This window comes from Lysinibacillus fusiformis, assembly GCF_003049525.1.
Classification (GTDB): Bacteria; Bacillota; Bacilli; order Bacillales_A; family Planococcaceae; genus Lysinibacillus; species Lysinibacillus fusiformis.
Genome location: NZ_PYWL01000021.1, coordinates 13,393 through 37,284, shown reverse-complemented (window position 1 = coordinate 37,284; position 23,892 = coordinate 13,393). Strand labels below are relative to the sequence as shown.

Sequence of the window (23,892 nt, the reverse complement as noted above, 5' to 3'; positions counted from 1 at the left end):
AGCCACATCAGTGGTCTTTTTTTTCTTTATTTTTGGTAAACCTAGAAATGAGGATCAAAAGATATTATCTATTAGCAGGTGAAAGAAATGAAAAAACGCCAAAGAGTGAAGAAGAATGATGATTTCCAAAAGGTGTTTAAAAAAGGTAAATCTTTCGCTAATCGTCAGTTTGTTGTTTACTTTTTATCAAAAGAGGAACAAACAGAATTTCGTGTAGGTTTATCGGTTAGTAAAAAGCTTGGGAATGCGGTAAAACGCAACCAAATAAAACGCTATATTCGACATAGTATTCTTGACTTAAAGGATGATCTAAAGACGAATATGGATTATGTTATTATCGCCAGACAACCGGCGGCCACTATGGATTTTCATGAAGTGAAACAAAGTTTGCAACATGTACTAAAAATCGCAAAGGTATTGAAGAAAGTGTAATGTATGCAACCGAGTGGTAAAATGCGCCTGTATTATTAGCTTTAAGAATGAGAGTGAGATTGCATACCATAACCTAGGGAAGTATACGTATAGGGGTATTTTTAACGTTAGATTTCACTTAAAAATATGTTAAATTCGCCACAAAACTCAGGAATAAGTGTATATTGTGAGAATATTTAGTAGAGTGAAACGTTATAGGCATGATAAAATAGCTGATAACTTTATCTTTGTTTAAGCTGAGATAAAGCTGCTGTCAGATGTCACAGATTTTAGGGCAGGAAACTGTCAGTCAGTGAATAAAGAAGATGCATATAGATTTAGAAAAAGTGAATAGTAATTGTAGGGGGAAGAAGGTTGAAAAAACAACATTGGGTAATTTTGTCACTAGTATCAGTAGCTCTACTACTATCTGGTTGTACAGAATTCAATGAACCAATTTCCAAAGACAGCACTGGCTTCTGGAATGAATTCATTGTTTGGCCGTTGGTATCAGCGATAAAATACTTTGCTGAGCTACTTGGCACGTACGCATGGGGGATCATTGCCGTAACGATTATTATTCGTTTAGCAATTTTGCCACTAATGATTAAACAAACAAAGAGTTCTAAAAAGATGCAAGAAATTCAGCCAAAATTGAAGGAACTGCAAAAGAAGTATGCTTCTAAGGATGCTCAGACACAACAACAATATCAGCAAGAAATGATGAAGCTGATGAGTGAATCAGGTGTAAACCCACTTGCAGGGTGTTTACCAGTAATCATTCAAATGCCAATTTTAATTGGTTTCTATCATGCAATTAGCCGTATGAATGCTACATCTACATTTGATTTAGGGAATTTCTTTATCTTCCCTCTAGCGGATCCTGCACCTGCATTAGCAATTACAGCAGGTTTAATGCAATTTATCGTATTACGTACAGGACCAGCAATGGATAATCCTCAAATGAAAATTATGATGTATATTATGCCATTCATGATAATTGCTTTTGGTATGGCCTTACCAGCTGCATTATCACTATATTGGGTAATCGGGAACATTATTTCGATTTTCCAAAACCTGTATATTTATAAGCCTTGGAATAAAGATAAAACACAACCTGCTCAAAATGGAGGGGCTAAAAAGTGAAACAACTTACGCAAATAGGCGCAACAACAAAAGAAGCGATCTCATTGGCGTTACAGAAACTTGGCAAAACCCGTGAACAAGTAGATGTTGAAGTTTTACAAGAAGGTAAAAAAGGATTTTTAGGTTTTGGTGCACGTTCCGCAGAAGTTCGTGTAACTGTAAAGGAAGTTCAGATTCCGGTAATTGAAAGTGAAGAAGCCGAATCGCAAATAACGACTCAATTAGACAAACAATTAGCAGTAGATGATGTTGAAACAATCAGTTCACAAGTTTCTGATCAACCAAATGAAATCGAAGCTGTTCAAAAAGTTGTAAACGAACAAAATGAGGAAGAAGATTCAGCAAACCCAATTGAGGAGGCAAAAGCTTATTTAGTAACGATTGCTGAGCAATTGGATATTGATGATCTTGAAATAACTACGACACGTGAAGGGAAATACGTTTATTTTCAGCTGAAAAGTGAGAAAGCTGCTCTACTTATCGGGAAACGTGGTCAAACATTAAATTCCTTACAGCAATTAACGCAGCTAGTGCTCAATAAAAGCGCTAAGCAGTTCTTAATGGTGAAATTAGATGTGGAAAACTATCGCGAACGTCGACAAGTAGCTTTAGAGTTACTTGCTGATCGAATGGCGGATAAAGCATTACGTTCAAATCAACGTGTGGCATTTGAACCAATGCCGTCATACGAAAGAAAAATAATTCATAATCAATTAGCTAATCGTCTTGATCTTGAGACGTATTCAGAAGGCTCAGAACCTAATCGTTATTTAGTCATTGAGCCTGTCAAAAACAATTAGATTATTTTCAAAAACATACAGACACTATAGTTTTAAAGGTCATTTTATCCCTCGCGATAAAGTGACCTTTTTTTATGAGACAAAGAATAAGTATTTTTGTCGAAATTCAGTCCTATAAAAAAATGGTTGTTATCCACATTTGGAAATGATCCTTACTTTAGATTTTGTTGAAAATATGTTAGTCTAAGGTGTTAGTAAGTATTGGTCGGTTTCGATTATCCACATGTGGATAACGTTAAGGAGGTCATTAAATGGAGTTTGATACAATTGCTGCGATATCCACACCTATGGGTGAAGGTGCCATAGCCATCGTTCGTTTAAGTGGGGACGAAGCAGTGGCGATTGCAGATAAAATATTTAAATCACCAGGTGGAAAAAGTTTAACGACAAAGGATTCGCACACTATTCATTATGGTCATTTAGTGGATCCTAAAACAAAAGAGGTAGTAGAGGAAGTAATGCTATCATTAATGCGTGGTCCAAAAACTTTCACACGCGAGGACGTAGTTGAAATAAATTGTCACGGTGGATTAGTTTCAGTTAATCGTGTTTTACAACTAGCATTAACGAATGGAGCAAGACTAGCAGAGCCAGGTGAATTTACTAAACGTGCGTTTTTAAATGGGCGTATTGATTTATCTCAGGCTGAAGCAGTAATGGATTTGATAAGAGCCAAAACAGACCGAGCAATGAATGTTGCCTTAGGTCAGATGGATGGAAAATTATCAAGACTTATTGGTGACTTGCGCCAAGCTTTACTAGAGACATTAGCGCAAGTAGAGGTTAATATAGATTATCCAGAGTATGATGATGTAGAAGAGATGACTGTACCTGTTTTAGTAGAAAAATGTACATGGGTACGAGATGAAATTATTAAACTTCTTCAAACATCTTCTCAAGGGAAAATATTACGAGAGGGTTTATCGACTGTTATTTTGGGGCGTCCAAATGTAGGGAAATCTTCTCTTTTAAATAGCTTGGTACAGGAAAATAAGGCCATAGTGACAGATATTGCTGGTACTACTCGTGATATTATAGAAGAGTACGTCAATGTACGCGGTGTTCCACTTCGTTTAGTGGATACAGCGGGTATTCGTGAGACAGAAGACATTGTTGAACGAATTGGCGTAGAACGTTCGAGAGAAGCGCTTCGAGGTGCAGACTTAATATTATTTGTATTAAACTATGCAGATGAGTTAACTGCTGAGGACGAGCGTTTATTCGAAACTATTGAGGCGATGGACTACATCGTTATTATCAATAAAACAGATCTACCGCAAAAAATTAATTTAGCGCGTGTCAAAGAGCTAGCAGGTAAACATCGCATTGTAACAACTTCTCTCTTACAGGAGGAGGGTGTTACAGAGCTAGAAGAAGCGATAGCTGCATTGTTCTTTGAAGGGCAACTTGAAGCGGGCGATTTAACATATGTTTCAAATGCAAGACATATTGCACTATTGCATCAAGCACAGGCAACAGTTGAGGATGCAATAGCGGCTGCTCAAGCTGGAGTTCCAGTTGATATGGTACAAATTGATGTCACAAGAACTTGGGAATTACTTGGTGAGATTATAGGTGACACTGTGCAAGAAAGCCTAATCAACCAGCTATTTTCTCAGTTTTGTTTAGGAAAATAACTTTAAGAAAGAAAGGAAGATACGAGCATGCCAACAAAATATGAGGCAGGCACGTTTGATGTGATCGTCATTGGCGCAGGTCATGCAGGTTCAGAAGCTGCACATGCTGCGGCTAAAATGGGTGCTAACACACTGATGTTAACGATCAACTTAGATATGATTGCATTTATGCCATGTAATCCATCCATTGGTGGTCCTGCCAAAGGAATCGTCGTACGTGAAATAGACGCTTTAGGTGGCGTCATGGGGAAAGTTATAGATAAAACACATATTCAAATGCGAATGTTAAATACAGGAAAAGGCCCAGCTGTACGTGCATTACGTGCGCAAGCTGACAAAGTTTTGTATCAACAAGAGATGAAACGCATATTAGAGGAAACCGAAAACTTAACAATCCATCAAGGAATGGTAGAAGAACTTATCATTGAGGATGGAGAAGTAGCAGGGGTTATTACACAAATCGGTGCTATTTATCGTGCCAAAACAGTAGTTGTCACAACAGGTACCTTCCTACGCGGTGAAATTATTATTGGGGATATAAAATATTCAAGTGGTCCTAATAACCAACAACCGTCAATTCGCTTAGCTGATAATTTAAAAGAGCTTGGTTTTGACCTTGTTCGATTTAAAACAGGTACACCACCACGTGTTAATAATCGTACAATTGATTATGATAAAACTGAAATTCAACCAGGAGATGAAGTTCCTCGTGCATTTAGTTTTGAAACAACGGAATTCATTATGGACCAACTACCTTGCTGGTTAACGTATACAAGCCCTGAAACACATGAAATAATTGAGGCGAATTTACATCTTTCACCGATGTATTCTGGGATGATTAAAGGGACAGGTCCACGCTACTGCCCTTCAATTGAAGATAAAGTAGTACGCTTCAACGATAAGCCGAGACATCAAATTTTCTTAGAGCCAGAAGGACGTAATACACGTGAGGTTTATGTTCAAGGTTTATCAACAAGCCTACCAGAGCATGTTCAAACACGTTTACTAAAATCAATCCCAGGCTTAGAGAACGCAGAAATGATGCGTGCTGGCTATGCCATTGAATATGATTCAATTGTACCTACACAATTGTGGCCAACACTAGAAACAAAGCGCATTAAAGGCTTATATACAGCTGGCCAAATTAATGGTACATCGGGCTATGAGGAAGCGGCTGCCCAAGGATTAATGGCAGGAATGAATGCTGCAGCTAATGTACTTGGTAAAGAGGAATTAATCCTTAGTCGTTCGGATGCCTATATTGGGGTACTCATCGATGATCTTGTGACAAAAGGAACAAACGAGCCTTATCGTTTACTAACATCTCGTGCAGAGTATCGCTTATTGTTACGTCATGATAACGCTGATTTACGATTATTAGAGTTAGCCTATAAAATCGGCATGGTTCCACAAGAACGATATGAAAAATTCGTTGAGAAAAAAGCATTGATTGACAATGAAATTGCACGTCTTCGTGAAATAATTATTAAACCGAATGAAGCTACACAAGTTGTTATTCGTTCTGCTGGAGGTAGTGAATTAAAAGATGGAATTCGGGGCGCTGATTTACTAAAACGCCCAGAAATGCATTATGAGATGATTTCCTCATTAATCCCGGCAGATATTGAATTTACAGAAGAAATAAAAGAGCAAATTGAAATTCAGCTTAAATATGAAGGCTATATCGAAAAGGCATTGCTACAAGTAGAGAAGCTGCATAAAATGGAAAATAAAAAAATCCCTGAAAACATTGATTATGATGCGATTTCTGGTTTAGCGACAGAAGCGCGTCAAAAATTAAAACAAGTTACACCGCTTTCCATTGCACAAGCCTCTCGTATTTCTGGTGTGAACCCAGCAGATATTTCTATTCTGCTTGTTTACATTGAACAAGGTAAAATCGCGAAAATAAGCGGTTAATAAGAACAGTAAAGTGAATAAGGGGCGGGCATACCATTGTGCCCGCTTCCTATTTTTAAAGCAATACTTTTGTTAAGATATACTAGTATGGCTAGATTAATAAAGGAGACTTTACATGAACGAACAACAATTTATTGAGGCACTTAAAAAAAAGGGCATCGAGCTTTCCGAAAAGCAAATTGCTCAATTTAAAAAATACTTTGAATTACTAGTCGAGTGGAATGAAAAGATGAACCTGACTGCTATTACAGATTTAGAAGGTGTTTATTTAAAACATTTCTTTGACTCAATCAGTGCCTCATTTTATTTTGATTTTTCAAAAGTAATAACTGTTTGTGATGTAGGAGCAGGTGCTGGTTTCCCCAGTATCCCAATAAAAATCTGTTTCCCACATTTATATGTCACAATTGTCGACTCCTTAAATAAAAGAATTACATTTTTAAACCATTTAAGTGATGAGTTACAATTAGAAAATATGAATTTTGTGCATGCCCGCGCAGAAGAGTTTGGTCAAAATTTAAAATATCGTGAACAATATGATGTGGTGACAGCACGTGCAGTAGCTCGTTTATCTGTTTTATCGGAGCTATGTGTGCCATTAGCAAAACAAGATGGCTATTTTGTTGCCTTAAAAGCAGCTGCAGGTGCAGAAGAATTAAAAGATGCTAAAAAAGCATTAACAACATTAGGTGTTAAACTGAAAGAAGAATATTCTTTCAAGCTACCTGTGGAAGAAAGTGACCGCACTTTATATATATTTGATAAAATAAAAGGAACACCGAAAAAATACCCGCGTAAGCCAGGTGTACCAAATAAAACACCAATTCAATAATTAGTGTTTCATGTGAAACTTTCTCAAAGTAGAATATATTTTTTCTATTTTGAGCATACATACTAGTTATGGATGGTTCACGCAAAAGTCATCTATGAACTATATACATTTGAGGAAATATAATAAATAATAATAGAATGAGACAGAGCAAGATAGTTACTTAAAGGTGGTGCCACTTGGATGAAAAGTCCTTTTTCACGTTTTTTTGGAGGCGGAAGTAAAACAGAGCCTATTGTGAAAAATGAAGTAGAACAAGCAGAGGCGGTTCAAACAGCAGAAGAAGTCATAAAATTGCCTATTGATGAAATTGTACCTAACCGTTTTCAGCCACGTACTATTTTTGATGATGAAAAAATTGAAGAATTATCAAGAACCATTCATACGCATGGTGTGATTCAGCCAATTGTTGTACGTAAAACATCAGAAAATCAATATGAAATCATTGCCGGTGAGCGTCGTTATCGAGCTATGAAAAAGCTACAATGGACAGAGGTTCCTGCTATTGTACGTAATTTAACCGATAAGGAGACAGCTTCTATTGCGTTAATAGAGAACTTACAGCGTGAGGAATTAACTGCAATTGAAGAAGCGGTAGCCTATCAAAAATTGTTGGAGCTACATGAGCTCACACAAGAAGCTCTTGCCCAAAGACTTGGAAAAGGACAATCCACTGTAGCCAATAAATTACGTTTATTAAGGCTTCCAGATGAAGTGCAACAAGCCATATTACAGCGCAAGATCTCTGAGCGACATGCACGTGCATTAATTGCTATTAAAGATCAACCATTACAACTAGAAATTTTACAACAAACAGTTGATAATGATTGGAATGTTCGCCAGTTAGAGGAACAGATACAGGTCATCTTGCATCCGGTAACAGACGAGCAGGAGGAGTCGGTACCAAAGAAAGCAAGGCCGAAGCGCAAAGCCATTAGTAAAGATGTCCGTATAGCCTTAAATACTATTAAGCAATCATTAACGATGGTAACGAAAAGTGGTATTACGGTAAATACGGAAGAAGAAGATACAGAAGAATATTATCAAATTACGGTGAAGATACCTAAAAAGAAAAAGGTGTAATAAATTATCTCGGAATAATTTATTAGTAACTTTTCTCTCACTGTAAAAAGGAGATATCTCAGAAAGTTGAATGAGGTGTCTCCTTTTTTGTATATATTCTTAATATTTTATACAACTTCTAACTGTTTTTTTGATAGAATGAAAGTTAGATAGCGGGTTAAATACATTGATTTTACAAATGATTTGTCAAAGTAAACGTTGATAAATGAAAGCAGGTGCTTTTAAATGGGTAGAATTATAGCAATCGCCAATCAAAAGGGTGGCGTAGGAAAAACAACAACTTCAGTCAATTTGAGCGCTTGCCTAGCCTATTTAGGTAAGAAAGTGCTACTTATTGATACTGATCCGCAAGGGAATACAACAAGTGGCCTTGGTATTAATAAAGGAGACATTCAAAGTTGTATTTATGATGTGCTCATTGATGATGAAGATGTTGAAAATGTCATTCAAAAAACAAATGTAGATAATTTATCAATTGTACCAGCCACAATTTCGCTTGCAGGCGCTGAAATTGAATTGGTGTCGACTATTTCAAGGGAAGTACGTTTGAAACATGCATTACAAAATGTAAAAGAAGATTTCGATTATATAATTATTGACTGTCCACCATCTTTAGGACTTTTAACAATTAATGCTTTAACAGCTTCAGATGCATTGATTATTCCAGTACAATGCGAATATTACGCATTGGAAGGTCTAAGCCAATTGCTATCTACTGTTCGTCTTGTACAAAAGCATTTGAACCAACAGTTATATATTGATGGTGTTTTACTAACAATGCTAGATGCAAGAACAAACCTTGGCTTACAAGTTATAGATGAAGTGAAAAAATATTTCCAAGATAAAGTATATAAAACAATAATTCCTCGTAACGTGCGTTTAAGTGAAGCACCTAGTCATGGGCAACCAATCATCACTTATGACGCAAGATCTAGAGGTGCAGAAGTTTATTTGGAGATGGCGAGGGAAGTGATTAAAAATGGCTAAAGGTTTAGGAAAGGGCATTGGTGCACTATTTCCAGGAGAGTCATTAGAACAAAGTGGGCTAGTGGAAGAAATTCAATTAGATTTAATTGTTGCGAACCCATTTCAGCCTCGTAAAATTTTTGATGAAGAAGCTTTACAAGAATTAGCAGATTCGATTAATGAGCATGGCATTTTGCAACCAATTGCTGTACGGAAAAAGGGGCGTAAATTTGAAATCGTTGCAGGGGAACGTCGTTATCGAGCGTGTTTACTAGCTGGTTTAGATGTAATTCCTGTAATCATTAAAGAATTATCAGACGCACAAATGATGGAACTAGCTATTCTAGAGAACCTTCAGCGTGAGGATCTAACAGTCATTGAAGAAGCAGAGGCCTACCAAAGCTTAATGGAAAACTTACATTTAACACAGGAAGAGCTATCAAAGCGTTTAGGAAAAAGTAGACCACATATAGCTAACCATGTTCGTCTCCTTGCTTTACCAGAAGATGTCCGAAATTTTATGAATGATGGGACACTATCTATGGGACAAGGCAGGGCATTACTCGGCTTAAAAAATAAAAGACGAATCTCTGAAGTAGCTATGAAGGTAATGAAGCAAGGTTTAAATGTTCGCCAAGTTGAAATGTTAGTACAATCCTTAAATGAGGAAGTTTCACGTGAAACAATTCCGCCCAAGAAAAAAGATATATTTGTGGCGGCGAAAGAATCTCAATTAAGAGATTATTTTGGAACAAATGTTCAAATTAGAAAGAATAATAATAAAGGGAAAATTGAAATAGAATTTTACTCTGAAGATGATTTAGAGCGCATCTTAGAAATCCTAAATGTACAAGAAGAATAAATGATATTTATATAATTTAATCAGAGCGCCAAGCAAACAGGCGCTCTCTATTTTTTAGAGAGAAGGAAGGCAAAAGGGTGGTAATACTAGGGGCATTGATTAATGCTGTGCTAATTATAGCAGGTGCATTAGTGGGGCGGATTTTCAAAAATATTCCTGAATCTATGAAGTCTACTGTCCTATCCATAATTGGTTTAGCAGTCGCACTATTAGGGATAAAAATGGGATTTGAAAGTGATAATTTTATTATCTTAATCGTAAGTTTAGTGGTGGGTACTGTAGTAGGTGAGTGGTTAGATTTAGATAAGCAAATGAATCGCCTTGGCAAATGGGTAGAGTCATTATTTCGTACAAAACGAAATGATCAAAATCAAATTAGCATTGCAGAAGGGTTTGTCACAGCTTCATTAATCTTTGTTGTTGGCTCCATGGCTGTTATTGGTGCACTTGATAGCGGTCTTCGTAATGATCATAATGTATTGATTACTAAAGGATTAATTGATGGTTTTACATCCATTATTCTAGCATCCACATTAGGTATAGGTGTATTGCTTTCGGCGATACCTGTTTTTATTTATCAAGGATTAATTGCAGTTTTTGCAGGGGTCATTAGTTCTTTTATACCTGATGCTGCGCTACAAATGTATATTACCGAAATGACAGCCGTTGGTGGCGTTATGATTATGGCAATAGGGTTAAATATAGCTGGTTTAACTAAGATCAAGGCTGCTAACTTGCTGCCAGGTATCGTCATTGTTGGTATTATGGTTGCTTTCTTCTACATTTTTCAATGAATAACGGTGGGCAGCCAGTAATAATGCTCTTGAAAGCTTTTCAGCCATAGCATAAGAAATATGAAGCCTTGTATTTTGTAAAACAAGCATTTCCATAAAACCTCCAATATTGACGATTCCTTTAATGGAAATGTCACCGATTGGGGGTAATTCTTTTTTTACAGCCTTCCCAGGAAAAATAGGACCGCTTTGAACGGAAATATGACCGACATTTTGTTCACTACCAAGACAGGCATCAATCGCAATAATGAATGGTTTTGTAGTATGATTGTGTAGCTGTTGAATAGTAGAATCTAGATTTAGAGCATGTAGCGGATCTTCTAAAGAACCGACAATTTCATAGGGGAAGCTAACTGACTTATTTAAAAAGCTACCCGTTAACGGTCCAAGCGTATCACCTGTACAACGGTCGCTGCCAATGCAGCAAAAAATTAGTCGTTCATGATGAAACGGTATATATTCTAAAAATAATGTACTTAATTGCCAAACAGCATTTTTACTTTCGTGATGAAGGGAATAAGGTAGTAACAAATTTGGTATAGTATTCATAAAAAAACTCACTTTCTTTTTATTTTTAGAAGTGCTCAATTTTTATGCAGTATACGCAAATTTTTAGCAAGTTATTCAAGAGGTGGAAACGATGGAATGGAATAAGAAATTAATGGAGAGATACTGGGAAAAGCTCACATCTGACAAACTTTGGGAAGGTGTCATAGATTCTTCTATTGAGATTATGCTAATTTTACTAGTATCCTGGATAGCTGTAAGAATGGGTAAAAAATTGATTAAAAAATTATTTTTAATCCGTATGCGATCCCCATTAAATCATTCAGAGCGACGTCAACGTACGATTTCGAGATTATTACAAAGTGTGATTTCCTATGTTGTTTATTTCTCTGCAATCATTGGCATTCTATCTTCTTTAAATATAAAGGTAGCGGGTCTTTTAGCAGGGGCAGGGATTGTAGGATTAGCTGTCGGTTTTGGTGCCCAAAGTTTAGTGAAGGATGTTATCACGGGCTTCTTTATTATTTTTGAAGATCAGTTTGGTGTAGGGGATTATATAAAAATTAATGGAGCAGAAGGTACAGTTGTAGAAATTGGTTTACGTACTACGAAAATTAATGGGGGGACTGGAGAGCAATTTATCATTCCTAATGGTGCAATTGGTGAGGTCGTCAATTACTCTGTTAACAACTCCAAAATTTTTATAGATTTACAAATGACCGCGGATGCTGACTTTGAAAAAGCTGAGATGGTTATTAATCAATATCTAGAATCATTACCAGAAAAACATAAAGAATTAATAGCGGCACCGGTGTTTTTAGGTGTACAAAATGTCAAAGGTACAGAGGTAACGATCCGTATTGCTGCTGAAACATTACCACAGCAACAATATGGAGTGGCTCGTAGTATACGCCGAGATGTGACAAAGCTTTTTGAGGAGCATCGTATACCAATGGCCCATCCAAAAATGATGTTCTATGACAAAGGTGAGGGGAGAAGTGAGTAAGGTGGAAGAAAAGAAATATGGTTTAAATGATATTGTTGAAATGAAAAAGCAACATCCTTGTGGTACGAATAAATGGAAGATTATTCGTATGGGTGCCGATGTTCGAATTAAATGTGAAGGTTGCCAACATAGCGTAATGATTCCACGTCGAGAATTTGAGAAAAAAATGAAAAAGGTTTTACTTTCTGCTAGTGAGGCATAACTTCAGGCATATTAGACTTTTTGTAAGTGAATCAATATAATAGAAAAGGTTATATGAGAGAAAATTTGAACTGATTATAGAAAGGTTGTGTCCATTCATGGCATTAACAGCTGGAATCGTTGGTTTACCTAACGTTGGAAAATCAACATTATTTAACGCAATTACAAAAGCGGGCGCATTGGCTGCAAACTATCCATTCGCAACGATTGATCCGAATGTCGGTATCGTTGAAGTACCAGACGCACGTTTAGATAAATTAACAGAATTAGTTGTACCTAAAAAAACAGTACCAACAGCATTTGAATTTACAGATATTGCAGGGATTGTAAAAGGTGCTTCCAAAGGTGAAGGTCTAGGGAATAAATTTTTAGCGCATATCCGTGAAGTAGATGCCATTTGCCAAGTTGTACGTTGTTTTGTAGACGAAAATATTACACACGTATCGGGTGCAGTGGATCCAATTGATGATATCGAGGTTATTAACCTAGAGCTAGCACTAGCCGATTTAGAATCAGTAGATAAACGTATCCAACGTGTTAGCAAAATGGCCAAGCAAAAAGACAAAGAGGCTATGATTGAAGAGCCAGTACTTTTAAAAATTAAAGAGCAGTTAGAGAACGGTAAACCAGCGCGTGCTGCAGAGCTTTCAGATGATGAACTAAAGGTAATTAAAGGTCTTCATTTGCTAACAATTAAACCAATGCTGTATGTTGCCAACGTTTCAGAAGATGAAGTGGCGGATGCTGACAATAATGAATATGTCAAAAAGGTCCGTGAATATGCATCAGCTGAAGGTGCTCAAGTCATTACAATTTGTGCAAAAATCGAGGAAGAAATCTCAGAGCTAGACGATGAGGAAAAGGCTATGTTCTTAGAAGAATTAGGAATTAAAGAGTCTGGTTTAGATCAGCTCATCCGTACTTCTTATGACTTATTAGGCTTAGCTACGTATTTCACTGCTGGTGTACAAGAAGTTCGTGCATGGACGTTCCGTAAAGGGATGAAGGCACCGCAATGTGCAGGAATCATCCATACAGACTTTGAACGAGGCTTCATTCGTGCTGAAACAGTTGCTTATGATGATCTTTTAGAGGCAGGTTCTCAAGCAGCGGCTAAGGAAGCTGGTAAGGTACGTCTTGAAGGTAAAGAGTATGAAGTTCAAGATGGCGATATTATGTTATTCCGCTTTAATGTATAAGACAAACAGAGGGCAATCTTAGTGATTGCCTTTTTTCAATTATTATTTTATCTGAATTTTTAGTGTATGGGAGTGACATCAAATGAACGTAATGGAACTAAAAGAACGTGGTCTAGAGTTTGAGCAGCTAGAAAGATTACCCCAGGATGTCCTAGAGTTTATGTATGAACAGAAATTGTTCAAATTGTTCACTGCAAATGAACTAGGAGGTCAGAATCTAGATTTAGTAGAGGGAATAAAAGTGTTTCAACAAATAGCTGCCCTCGATGGGAATGTTGGTTGGCTTGTGACAATCGGGACTGGAGGTAATGCATTTATTCCAGCATTTAGCCAAGAAATGTGCGAAAAAATCTTTACCCCTAAAAATGCAGTTATCGCCGGTAGTGGTTATCCAACGGGTGTAGCTGTAAAAGTAGAAGATGGTTATGTAGTAACAGGGCAATGGAAATATTGTAGTGGATCGGACTATGCTACAACCTTTACAATGAATTGTTTGATAGAGCAAGATGGCGTGAAAACAGAAAAAATCATTAGTTGTTGCTTAGACCGTCAAGATGTTGAAGTTTTAAATGATTGGCGCGCAATGGGCTTGAAGGCGACGGCAAGCCATACTATTCGCGTAAACAACGTATGGGTACCTCAGGAGGCTACTTTCCAAATAGGTAAGATCAGAAATAGCTATGGGAATGCTGTACATACCTTTCCATTTACAACCTTTGCAGAGGCTTCCTTTTTAAGCGTTTGTCTAGGGATAACTGAAAATTTTTTAGAAGAAGCATTTATTTTAATCAAGCAACGCAATCATGATGCCCATCGAGCTGAGCGTATGGGAGCATTACAATTTTTACTCATGCAGCAACAAAAGCATTTTAAACAATTTGAAAAGCAGTTCTATACAACCTTGTCGGTATATTGGCAAAAGCATCAGCGAGATGAATCATTGACAGAGGAAGAACTAACACAATTTACACAAATGAGTAAAGAGATTGCTGCTGCTTGTATAGAGATTGCCAATAAATTAATACGTAATCTTGGCATGGATGCTATTACAGAGACTGCCCCAATAAACCGCATTTGGAGAAATTTATATACAGCTGCACAGCATGGCTTTTTAACTCCTTAAGAGTTATGACTAGGCTCTGTCATTTTTACGAACGACAGAGTCTAATTTTCGTATGTATCTTGCCTTGGTGAACGGTCATTTTCTATATAAACATAAAGCTTCGGTAATTTAGGGTCATCTTGCACTAAGGCGTTATTAGGATATTTTCGTAATTCCTTATACATAGCAAAGTCACCTACTGCACCTGCTATTAAAAAGGCTCCTACCAGTATTAAAATGGTATTATTAAAATAAAACCCTGCAATAGTAGGAAGAACGCCAGTCGTCCAAAATGGCAGCAATAATGCCCGTTTCATGGCGTGATTATATAGAGGCTTTGTAGTAGTTGCATAGGCAACACCTAGCTCTAAGTTTATGCCATATTGTAAAGACTTCAAAGGTACTTTGCCAAAGAGCATAAAGCCAAGTAAATGAAAAGCTTCATGCAAAATAATAAAAATTACATACAGAATTACAAACAGTACTGTACCACCAATGATAGCCCAAAAAGAAAAGTGAAAATCTTTAAAGCAAATATATTGAATGGCTATAAATAATATGACAAGACCAACTGTGATCACAATATTGTCGATCATTAATTTTTTTATATTTAATTCAATAACAATAGGTTCTTTATTCGGTAGCACAAAAGTTCTCCTTTCAAGAATTAAACAGGTTACGTTCATTATATAAAATGAATTGTAAGTTTGCGACTTGAAAGAAAAGTACCTATATGTTACAATTCATTGATGTGAGTAATAATTTATTACTTGCTCCTTGCTCCCTTAATATAGGAGAGCCTAGTCCATAAGGAGGTGTAAACAGATGAGAAAATACGAATTAATGTACATCGTACGTCCGAACATTGAAGACGAAGCGAAGAAAGCTCTAGTTGAACGTTTCAACGAAGCTTTAACTTCTAACGGTGCAGAAGTCATCGAATCAAAAGAGTGGGGCAAACGCCGCTTAGCTTATGAAATTCAAGACTTCCGCGAAGGTTACTACCAAATCGTAAAAGTAAACGCTACTTCAGATGCAATCAACGAGTATACACGTCTAGCTAACATCAGCGAAGACATCATTCGTCACATTGCAGTTCGCCAAGAAGCTTAATATTGAATAATTTTTTAACAAAACGCTGAAAAGGAGGTTGCATTCTGATGATAAACCGTGTCGTATTAGTTGGAAGACTAACAAAAGATCCTGAGCTACGTTATACACCAAATGGAATTGCGTCTACAAGATTTACAGTTGCTGTGAATCGTGCATTCTCAAATCAACAAGGTGAACGTGAAGCTGATTTCATTAACTGTGTTGCATGGCGAAAACAGGCTGAAAACCTAGCGAACTTCATGCGAAAAGGAAGTTTAATTGGGGTAGAAGGTCGTATCCAAACAGGCAGTTATGAAGGACAAGACGGTAAGCGAGTATATACAACAGACGTTGTGGCGGATAGCGTACAGTTTTTAGAACCACGTAATGGTAGCGGTGCTCCTGCTCCTCAATACGGTGGTGGACAAACTTACGGTAATAACCAACCGTCATATGGCGGCGGTCAACCACAACAGCAGTTTGGTGGCGCTATGCCAGGACAGGGTTCCTATGGCGGCGATGCTTATCAGCAAAATCAACCACCTATGAATCAGCCAAACTATACACGTGTAGATGAGGATCCATTTGCTAATAGCAAAGGACCGATAGAAGTATCTGAGGATGATCTTCCATTCTAATGCTTCTACAATAAAAAAAGATAAGGAGGAGACACACTATGGCACCACGTCGCGGAGGCCGCAAACGCCGTAAAGTTTGCTACTTCACTTCAAACAATATTACGCACATCGACTACAAAGATGTAGATTTATTAAAAAAATTCATCTCTGAGCGCGGTAAAATTTTACCACGTCGCGTAACTGGCACAAGTGCAAAGTACCAACGTAAATTAACTTCAGCTATTAAAGTATCTCGTATCATGGGATTACTTCCATTCGTAGCAGAAGACAAATAAGATTGATCGTTAAGGAATTGACCTTACATCAATTTTGAATACCAGCATATTACGATATTCGTATCGGGTATGCTGGTTTTTTTTATCGAAAATTGAAGTAGACGTTTTTTAGATAAAATTCATAATAAAGCATATAGTGATCTAAGCGATTTTTGTTCAATACTATGAAAAAATGGTACAATAAAGGGTAGTAAGTTTGACTGAAAAAAAGGAAGGTTTTCAATGCCGAATAATCAAACAAAAGCGCTTGTCCAAGGCTCAATGGTGGTTGCAATTTTTACAGTATTAATGCTGATTTCCGCATATGTACCATTTGTTTTTATAGTAGCTTTAATATTCGCTCCACTACCGATTGCTTGGTATAGTGCAAATTACAAACGTTCCTCATCAATACTCGTAGCAATAGTAGGCTGTATTTTAACTAGTATAGCGAGTGGACTATCGATGCTACCATTTGCCTTTGTTTTGGGGTTACTGGGTGTCGTAATGGGTAACGCTATTTATCAGAAGAAGAGTAAGCTTTATTTATTTATGTCAACGGGGATTGCCAATCTAATCTCGATGGCGCTTGTTTATGTCGCCTATGTAAGATTTGCAGGAATTGACTTCATCAGCATGAGCTTAGAGTTGGCTCGCAAAAATTATGAGCAATCAAATGAATTTGCGAAAAACGTTACAGGGCAAGTGGCGATAAAGCCGGAACAGCTAGAGGCTATGTTTAACACGATCGAGCTGACAATGCCTGCCACAATAACAATATCAGCATTTTTTGCTGCATTTATTATCATAGCGCTAAATTTGCCAGCTTTAAAACGACTTGGCGTGGATGTTCCAAAGTTTGCACCATTCCAAAATATGCGCTTACCACGATCTATTTTATGGTACTACATGATCGTTTTATGCATTAATTTATTTATGCGTCCAGAGGCTGGTTCTACACTAGATATAATCGTATTGAATGTTTCTTATATTTTATGGGTGCTACTCATTCTACAAGGGATATCATTTATCCATTATTTCATTTCTAGAAAAGGGATGCCAAATGGGGTTAAATGGGTTGCTACCGTGTTAGCTATTCCATTATCATCCTTCATGATCTTACTAGGTATCGTTGATTTAGGTTTTGACGTACGTTCACTTGTAAAGGGGAAGACTAAAGAATAAGGGGCTGATTGTAATGGGGACTTTTAGAAAACGACCAATTCGCTATCCGCTTTTTGTTCTTTCCATTTTTGGAATTGTGACGTTCGTACTTCTATGTATTTGGAATATCGGGATAGGTATCGGTTATGGAATAGGTTTTGCTTTACTGATGGTCTACACATGGAAGGTGGAAAAGATTGCTTTTGAAGAAACTGAAAAGCATATAGAATCCATTTCATTCCGTATGAAAAAAGTAGGGGAAGAAGCATTGCTTGAAATGCCAATTGGGATACTGTTGGTGAACGAGCAATATGAAATAGAATGGTCGAATCCATATATGCAAGGAATCTTAAATATGGAATCATTAGTCGGAGAAGGAATTGTTAATATTTCTGATGACATCTACGTACTAATGAAGACTGAAGAAACAAATGAGGCTACAATTACATTACGTGATCGTAAATATCGTGTTTATTATAAAAAAGAGGAACGATTACTATACTTCTTTGATATTACTGAGCAGATTGCTATTGAGAAGCAATACTTTGCAGATCGTACAGTTATCGCTATTTTATTTGTTGATAATTACGATGAAATCACACAGGCCATGGATGACCAACCACGTAGTTTAACAAATACAATGGTTACTTCAATCGTCAATGAATGGGCTGCTGAGCATGGTGTATTTGTAAAAAGAATATCATCAGATCGTTTTTTAGCAGTATTAAATGAATCAATTTTAACAGAGCTTGAAAAGAAAAAATTTGCTATTTTAGATGTTATCCGAGAAAAAACAGCGCAAAAGAATTTATCTTTAACATTAAGTATTGGTGTAGGAGCGGGTTCATCCTCCCTAGTGGAGCTTGGTGAATTGGCACAATCAAGTCTGGATCTCGTATTAGGACGTGGTGGTGACCAAGTTGCCATTAAGCAACCTACAGGAAAGCTAAAATTCTATGGCGGGAAAACTAATCCAGTTGAAAAACGCACACGTGTTAGAGCTCGTGTCATCTCACATGCATTACGTGATTTAATTCAAGATAGTGATCAAGTATTTGTTATGGGACATAAAAGCCCTGATATGGACTCGATTGGTGCATCTGTCGGTGTTCGGAAAATGGCACAAATGAATGATGTGAAGGGCTATGTCATCATAAATTTTGATGAGTTAAATGGTAGCGTTACACGTTTAATGAATGAAATAGAGAGTAAATCAGATTTCTATGAAAACTTCCTAACACCAGAGGAAGCAGCAGGGAAAATGACTGAAAAATCCTTGCTTGTTATTGTGGATACACATAAACCCAATTTAGTTATTGATGCACACCTATTAAAGCTAGCTGAAAAGGTTGTTGTAATCGACCATCATCGACGAAGTGAGGATTTTATTGAAAATCCAACACTTGTTTATATGGAACCGTATGCCTCATCAACTGCTGAGCTGGTAACTGAGTTATTAGAATATCAGCCGAAGCGAGCAAAGATTAATATGCTAGAGGCTACTGCACTACTAGCGGGTATTATTGTCGATACGAAGAGCTTTACACTTCGAACGGGAGCACGTACGTTTGAAGCTGCCTCGTATCTACGGACGAATGGTGCCGATACAGTATTAGTGCAACGTCTTTTAAAAGAAGATGTAGACACCTATATTGAACGATCAAAAATAGTGCAAACGGTTAAATTCGTAAAGCCAGGAATTGCTGTAGCTGTAGGTGAGGAATCGAAAGTGTATGACTCTGTCTTAATTGCACAAACAGCAGATATTTTACTAACTATGAAGGATGTTGGTGCATCCTTTGTTATTGCACATCGGGCAGATGGAAAAATAGGAATTAGTGCCCGATCACTAGGCGAAGTCAATGTCCAGCTTATTATGGAAAGACTTGGCGGTGGTGGTCATTTAACGAACGCCGCCTGCCAAGTAGAAGCCAAAACCATTGATAACGTGAAAACACAATTAGAAGAGGCCATAGAAGAGGTCTTTGAAGGGAGTTCTGACTAATGAAAGTAGTATTTTTAAAAGACGTTAAAGGAAAAGGAAAAAAAGGTGAAATTAAAAACGTAGCAGATGGTTACGCACAAAATTTCTTAATTAAAAATGGCTATGCAGCAGAAGCAAACGCTCAAGCACTAAGTCAATTAGATGGTCAGAAAAAATTAGAAGCAAAAAATGCTGCAGCTGAACTAGCAGAAGCACAAGCGTTAAAGGAAAAAGTAGAAACATTAACAGTTGAGCTAAAAGCAAAGTCTGGTGAAGGCGGTCGTCTATTTGGTTCAGTGTCTACCAAGCAAATTGCTGATGCCCTACAAAAAGTGCATGGCATTAAAATTGATAAACGTAAAATGACTTTAAATGATGGAATTCGTGCACTAGGCTTTACAAATGTTCCTGTAAAACTACATCATGAAGTAACAGCTACATTAAAAGTACATGTAACGGAAGAATAAGGAGCGACGATCCATGAACGAACCGATGATGGACCGCGTTCCACCGCATAACCGGGAGGCGGAGCAATCGGTTATCGGTGCAATTTTCCTTGAGCCACAATCTTTAATCACAGCATCGGAAATTTTATTGGCAGATGATTTTTATTTAAACGCCCACAAGAAGATTTTTGAAACAATGCTGCGGTTAAGCGATCAAGGAAAAGCGATAGATGTTGTTACAGTTACAGAAGAATTATCAGCTAAAAAAGAGATTGAAGACGTTGGCGGGCTATCCTATTTACTAGAGCTCGCCAATGCTGTCCCTACAGCTGCCAACGTCGCTCACTATGCTAAGATCGTTGAGGAAAAGGCACTATTACGTCGCTTAATTCGTGTTGCTACTAAAATTGTTGAGGATGGCTACACACGAGAAGACGAAGTAGAGGCATTACTAGGCGAAGCAGAGAAAAAAATGATGGAGGTTGCCAATAGGAAGAATGCGGGGGACTTTAAGCATGTGAAAGACGTGCTAGTGGAAACCTTCGATAACATTGAGCAGCTTCAATCACAAAAGGGAGATGTAACGGGGATACCGACAGGCTTCCGTGATTTGGATAACATTACTGCTGGCTTCCAACGCAATGATTTAATTATTGTAGCTGCCCGTCCATCCGTAGGGAAAACTGCCTTTGCCTTGAATGTTGCGCAAAGTGTTGCCGTACAGGCACGAGAGAATGTTGCAATCTTCTCTTTAGAGATGGGTGCAGAGCAACTTGTGATGCGTATGCTATGTGCAGAAGGAAATATTGATGCACAAGTTTTACGTACAGGTGCTTTAACTACGGAAGATTGGGGTAAACTAACTATGGCAATGGGGAGTTTATCGAATTCAGGGATCTTTATTGATGATACACCGGGTGTACGTATTAATGAGATTCGTGCAAAATGTCGACGTTTAGCTCAAGAAAATGGGCTTGGAATGATCCTGATTGATTATTTACAGCTTATTCAAGGTAGTGGGAAGCCAGGCGAGAACCGTCAACAAGAGGTATCGGAGATTTCACGATCTCTAAAAGGACTAGCACGTGAATTAAAGGTGCCTGTTATTGCCTTATCGCAGCTATCTCGTGGAGTGGAGCAAAGACAAGATAAACGTCCGATGATGAGTGACTTACGTGAATCGGGAAGTATTGAGCAAGATGCTGATATTGTAGCCTTTTTATACCGTGATGACTATTACGATAAAGAGTCTGAAAGTAAAAATATGATTGAAATTATTATTGCAAAGCAACGTAATGGTCCGACGGGGACAGTTACACTTGCCTTTAAAAAAGAGTTCAATAAATTCATTAATGTGGATTGGTCACAAATGCCACCGCCACCGTCACGTGATTAATCATGTGCGTCATTCAGATAAATTGCCTCTACAAATTAACCTTAGACTGAATTAATCTGAATGTTCGATAATATTCATACCATTCTGTTATTAAACACGAACGTTGAATCAGATTTTTTGATTTTATGTTCGTGTTTTTTACACTTTTTTTATTGACGAGGTGTTTCTATCATTGTTACAATGATTGAGGCTAAAAAATTGAGATACACAGGTATCTAACGGAGGTGCTGATTATGACATCAGTAGTAGTTGTAGGAACACAGTGGGGAGACGAAGGAAAAGGTAAAATTACGGATTTCCTTTCGCAAAAAGCCGATGCAATCGCTCGTTTTGCAGGTGGAGATAATGCAGGACATACCATTAAAATAGATGGTGAAACATATAAACTACATTTAATTCCATCAGGTATCTTCTATAAAGAAAAAACTTCAGTTATTGGCAATGGATTAGTTGTCAATCCAAAATCAATAGTAACAGAACTAAAAGGCTTACAAGAGCGTGGCATTAATACAGATAATTTACGTATTTCTAATCGTGCACATGTTATTCTGCCGTATCATATAAAGCAAGATATTGCGGATGAAGAAAGCCGCGGAGATAATAAAATTGGGACAACTTGTAAAGGGATTGGACCATGCTATCAAGATAAAGTAGCTCGTATTGGTATCCGTATGGCTGATTTACTTGATAAGGATATTTTTGAAGAAAAACTACGTCATAATTTAGCCATTAAAAATAAATTATTCGAGAAATTCTATGAAGTCGAAGGTGTTACTTTCGAAGAGATTTTTGAGGAATACTATGGTTATGGCCAAGAAATCGCAAAATATGTGACAGATACATCTAAAATTTTGAATGATGTACTTGATGAAGGCGGTAAAGTATTATTTGAAGGCGCTCAAGGTATTTTGCTTGATGTCGATCAAGGTACGTATCCATATGTTACATCTTCAAATCCTGTTGCAGGCGGTGTAGCAATTGGTGCTGGTGTTGGTCCTTCACTTGTAACAAGCGTTATTGGAGTATCTAAAGCTTATACATCTCGTGTAGGTGATGGTCCATTCCCTACAGAATTATTTGATGAAGTAGGTCAGCAAATTCGTGAAGTTGGTCGTGAATATGGTACAACAACAGGCCGTCCACGTCGTGTAGGTTGGTTCGATACGGTAGTTGTTCGTCACTCACGTCGCGTAAGTGGTATTACGCATCTAGCACTTAACTCAATTGATGTTTTATCTGGTTTAGAGACAGTAAAAATCTGTACAGCCTATAACTATAAAGGTGAAACAATTACAGAATACCCAGCAAATCTTCATATTATTGAACAATGTGAACCAATCTATGAAGAGCTTCCAGGCTGGTCTGAGGACGTTACAGCATGCCGTACTTTAGAAGAGCTACCTGAAAATGCACGACGCTATGTAGAGCGTGTTAGTGAATTAACAGGTATTCAAATTGCTACTTTCTCAGTTGGTCCTGCTCGTGAGCAAACAAACGTATTAGTAGATGTTTGGGAAGCCTAATAAAATAAATACAATAAAAAGGGCGTGCCATAGATGGTACGCCCTTTTCTTAGTGAATATCCTTCTTCTTGAAACGACCACCTTTTACCTCTGCTATATTACCAATGGCTAAAAATGCATTGTCATCGATATCCGCAACAATGGTTTTCAGCTTCGATTCTTCCAAGCGAGTAATGACAGTAAAGATGACCTTTTTATCATTTCCTGTATAAGCCCCTTCACCATGAAGGAAAGTGACACCACGACCAAGTCGATCCATAATGGTTTGTCCAATTTCATCAATAGCATCACTTATGATATAAACTGATTTTGATTCTTCCAACCCTTGAATTACAATATCAATCATTTTATAAGCAATATAATATGCAATGATGGAGTACATAGCTTGTTCCCAGTTAAATACAAATCCTGCTACTGCAAAAATAATAATGTTGAAGAACATAATGATTTCTCCAACTGAAAAAGGAGTTTTACTATTAAATAAAATTGCCAATATTTCAGTTCCGTCTAAAGAACCGCCATAACGAATGACAATACCGACACCAACTCCTAAAATCATCCCACCAAAAACTGTGGCCAATAATGTATCTTCCGTAAATGGATGTAGGTTATGTAAAGCAAGAGTTGCAGTAGAGAGTACAGTAATACCTAGCCCTGTGGACAGCGCGAAGGTTTTACCAATTTGTTTGTAGCCTAAAAAAATAAAAGGTAAGTTTAAAATGAAGATGAAGATACCAAGGGGTAAATTTAATAAATGAGATGTAATAATGGAAACACCTACGATGCCTCCATCCATAATGTGGTTGGGTACTAAAAATAACTCTAAGCCCAAAGCCATAATGATTGCACCTAACGGCACCATAATAATCCTTAGAAATGTTTTACGCATGTTACTTTTCTGATGCCGCAACATTTTTGCTGCCATATCAGAG

At 37.4% G+C, this 23,892-nt stretch carries 25 protein-coding genes; 22 read left to right on the top strand and 3 right to left on the bottom strand.

Annotation, left to right across the window (positions count from 1 at the left end):
- Nucleotides 1-87 precede the first annotated feature (87 nt).
- The 10 genes from rnpA to C9J29_RS23040 all read left to right on the top strand — a co-directional run bounded on the left by rnpA (nucleotide 88) and on the right by C9J29_RS23040 (nucleotide 10,448).
- A complete protein-coding gene (rnpA, locus tag C9J29_RS23085) occupies nucleotides 88-432 on the top strand; it encodes a ribonuclease P protein component (protein WP_043990425.1) in 345 nt (114 codons plus the stop codon).
- Nucleotides 433-786: 354 nt separating this feature from the next.
- Nucleotides 787-1,557, top strand: coding sequence for a membrane protein insertase YidC (yidC, locus tag C9J29_RS23080; RefSeq protein WP_008177983.1), 771 nt, complete (start codon nucleotides 787-789; stop codon nucleotides 1,555-1,557).
- Nucleotides 1,554-2,357: an RNA-binding cell elongation regulator Jag/EloR gene (gene jag, locus C9J29_RS23075; protein ID WP_008177981.1), complete on the top strand. Its 804-nt coding sequence runs from the start codon at nucleotides 1,554-1,556 to the stop codon at nucleotides 2,355-2,357. The genes yidC and jag overlap by 4 nt, the downstream gene beginning before the upstream one ends.
- A gap of 251 nt (nucleotides 2,358-2,608) precedes the next feature.
- Entirely contained in the window at nucleotides 2,609-3,994 is a 1,386-nt protein-coding gene (gene mnmE / locus C9J29_RS23070; RefSeq protein WP_008177979.1) for a tRNA uridine-5-carboxymethylaminomethyl(34) synthesis GTPase MnmE, read from the top strand.
- A gap of 27 nt (nucleotides 3,995-4,021) precedes the next feature.
- Complete coding sequence (gene mnmG, locus C9J29_RS23065) at nucleotides 4,022-5,914, top strand: tRNA uridine-5-carboxymethylaminomethyl(34) synthesis enzyme MnmG (RefSeq protein WP_089986463.1); 1,893 nt, start codon at nucleotides 4,022-4,024, stop codon at nucleotides 5,912-5,914.
- A gap of 115 nt (nucleotides 5,915-6,029) precedes the next feature.
- Nucleotides 6,030-6,746, top strand: coding sequence for a 16S rRNA (guanine(527)-N(7))-methyltransferase RsmG (gene rsmG / locus C9J29_RS23060; RefSeq protein ID WP_107922862.1), 717 nt, complete (start codon nucleotides 6,030-6,032; stop codon nucleotides 6,744-6,746).
- 180 nt (nucleotides 6,747-6,926) lie between these two features.
- On the top strand, nucleotides 6,927-7,826 hold the full coding sequence (gene noc, locus C9J29_RS23055; protein ID WP_008177973.1) for a nucleoid occlusion protein: 900 nt from the start codon (nucleotides 6,927-6,929) through the stop codon (nucleotides 7,824-7,826).
- Nucleotides 7,827-8,051: 225 nt separating this feature from the next.
- Nucleotides 8,052-8,813 (top strand): ParA family protein, encoded by a 762-nt coding sequence (locus C9J29_RS23050; RefSeq protein WP_008177971.1) that lies wholly within the window; start codon nucleotides 8,052-8,054, stop codon nucleotides 8,811-8,813.
- The gene (locus tag C9J29_RS23045) at nucleotides 8,806-9,654 is read left to right on the top strand and encodes a ParB/RepB/Spo0J family partition protein (RefSeq protein WP_008177969.1); all 849 of its coding nucleotides are present in this window, start codon (nucleotides 8,806-8,808) and stop codon (nucleotides 9,652-9,654) included. Before C9J29_RS23050 ends, C9J29_RS23045 begins: the two co-directional genes overlap by 8 nt.
- Nucleotides 9,655-9,731: 77 nt before the next feature.
- The gene (locus C9J29_RS23040) at nucleotides 9,732-10,448 is read left to right on the top strand and encodes a DUF554 domain-containing protein (protein WP_008177967.1); all 717 of its coding nucleotides are present in this window, start codon (nucleotides 9,732-9,734) and stop codon (nucleotides 10,446-10,448) included.
- Here the strand turns inward: C9J29_RS23040 and yyaC are convergent.
- A complete protein-coding gene (yyaC, locus tag C9J29_RS23035) occupies nucleotides 10,365-10,997 on the bottom strand; it encodes a spore protease YyaC (RefSeq protein WP_036121907.1) in 633 nt (210 codons plus the stop codon). The two genes, C9J29_RS23040 and yyaC, sit on opposite strands and share 84 nt — an antisense overlap.
- 91 nt (nucleotides 10,998-11,088) lie before the next feature.
- On the opposite strand from yyaC, the gene C9J29_RS23030 reads away from it, so the two are divergent.
- From C9J29_RS23030 to C9J29_RS23015, 4 genes are all read left to right on the top strand, one after another.
- A complete protein-coding gene (locus tag C9J29_RS23030; protein WP_043990424.1) occupies nucleotides 11,089-11,961 on the top strand; it encodes a mechanosensitive ion channel family protein in 873 nt (290 codons plus the stop codon).
- Nucleotide 11,962: 1 nt separating this feature from the next.
- Nucleotides 11,963-12,163, top strand: a complete 201-nt coding sequence (locus tag C9J29_RS23025; protein WP_008177961.1) for a DUF951 domain-containing protein — start codon at nucleotides 11,963-11,965, stop codon at nucleotides 12,161-12,163.
- Between the two features lie 97 nt (nucleotides 12,164-12,260).
- Nucleotides 12,261-13,361, top strand: coding sequence for a redox-regulated ATPase YchF (gene ychF / locus C9J29_RS23020; RefSeq protein WP_008177960.1), 1,101 nt, complete (start codon nucleotides 12,261-12,263; stop codon nucleotides 13,359-13,361).
- Between the two features lie 82 nt (nucleotides 13,362-13,443).
- Nucleotides 13,444-14,484, top strand: coding sequence for an acyl-CoA dehydrogenase family protein (locus C9J29_RS23015; RefSeq protein ID WP_107922861.1), 1,041 nt, complete (start codon nucleotides 13,444-13,446; stop codon nucleotides 14,482-14,484).
- A gap of 41 nt (nucleotides 14,485-14,525) precedes the next feature.
- Here C9J29_RS23015 and C9J29_RS23010 read toward each other — a convergent pair whose 3' ends face one another.
- On the bottom strand, nucleotides 14,526-15,110 hold the full coding sequence (locus tag C9J29_RS23010; protein ID WP_008177957.1) for a DUF3267 domain-containing protein: 585 nt from the start codon (nucleotides 15,108-15,110) through the stop codon (nucleotides 14,526-14,528).
- Nucleotides 15,111-15,288: 178 nt separating this feature from the next.
- Between C9J29_RS23010 and rpsF the strand changes: the two genes are divergently transcribed.
- The 8 genes from rpsF to C9J29_RS22970 all read left to right on the top strand — a co-directional run bounded on the left by rpsF (nucleotide 15,289) and on the right by C9J29_RS22970 (nucleotide 22,960).
- Entirely contained in the window at nucleotides 15,289-15,576 is a 288-nt protein-coding gene (rpsF, locus tag C9J29_RS23005; protein WP_008177955.1) for a 30S ribosomal protein S6, read from the top strand.
- A gap of 47 nt (nucleotides 15,577-15,623) precedes the next feature.
- On the top strand, nucleotides 15,624-16,193 hold the full coding sequence (gene ssb, locus C9J29_RS23000; protein ID WP_008177953.1) for a single-stranded DNA-binding protein: 570 nt from the start codon (nucleotides 15,624-15,626) through the stop codon (nucleotides 16,191-16,193).
- 38 nt (nucleotides 16,194-16,231) lie between these two features.
- The gene (gene rpsR / locus C9J29_RS22995) at nucleotides 16,232-16,468 is read left to right on the top strand and encodes a 30S ribosomal protein S18 (RefSeq protein ID WP_004233359.1); all 237 of its coding nucleotides are present in this window, start codon (nucleotides 16,232-16,234) and stop codon (nucleotides 16,466-16,468) included.
- A gap of 222 nt (nucleotides 16,469-16,690) precedes the next feature.
- The gene (locus C9J29_RS22990) at nucleotides 16,691-17,632 is read left to right on the top strand and encodes a YybS family protein (protein WP_089986460.1); all 942 of its coding nucleotides are present in this window, start codon (nucleotides 16,691-16,693) and stop codon (nucleotides 17,630-17,632) included.
- 13 nt (nucleotides 17,633-17,645) lie between these two features.
- On the top strand, nucleotides 17,646-19,616 hold the full coding sequence (locus tag C9J29_RS22985) for a DHH family phosphoesterase (protein WP_008177945.1): 1,971 nt from the start codon (nucleotides 17,646-17,648) through the stop codon (nucleotides 19,614-19,616).
- Nucleotides 19,616-20,062 (top strand): 50S ribosomal protein L9, encoded by a 447-nt coding sequence (gene rplI, locus C9J29_RS22980; RefSeq protein ID WP_008177943.1) that lies wholly within the window; start codon nucleotides 19,616-19,618, stop codon nucleotides 20,060-20,062. Before C9J29_RS22985 ends, rplI begins: the two co-directional genes overlap by 1 nt.
- A gap of 13 nt (nucleotides 20,063-20,075) precedes the next feature.
- Entirely contained in the window at nucleotides 20,076-21,437 is a 1,362-nt protein-coding gene (dnaB, locus tag C9J29_RS22975) for a replicative DNA helicase (RefSeq protein WP_008177941.1), read from the top strand.
- Nucleotides 21,438-21,670: 233 nt separating this feature from the next.
- A complete protein-coding gene (locus C9J29_RS22970; RefSeq protein WP_008177939.1) occupies nucleotides 21,671-22,960 on the top strand; it encodes an adenylosuccinate synthase in 1,290 nt (429 codons plus the stop codon).
- Nucleotides 22,961-23,009: 49 nt separating this feature from the next.
- On the opposite strand, the gene C9J29_RS22965 is transcribed toward C9J29_RS22970, so the two are convergent.
- Nucleotides 23,010-23,873: a YitT family protein gene (locus C9J29_RS22965; protein WP_164908776.1), complete on the bottom strand. Its 864-nt coding sequence runs from the start codon at nucleotides 23,871-23,873 to the stop codon at nucleotides 23,010-23,012.
- Between the last annotated feature and the right edge of the window lie 19 nt (nucleotides 23,874-23,892).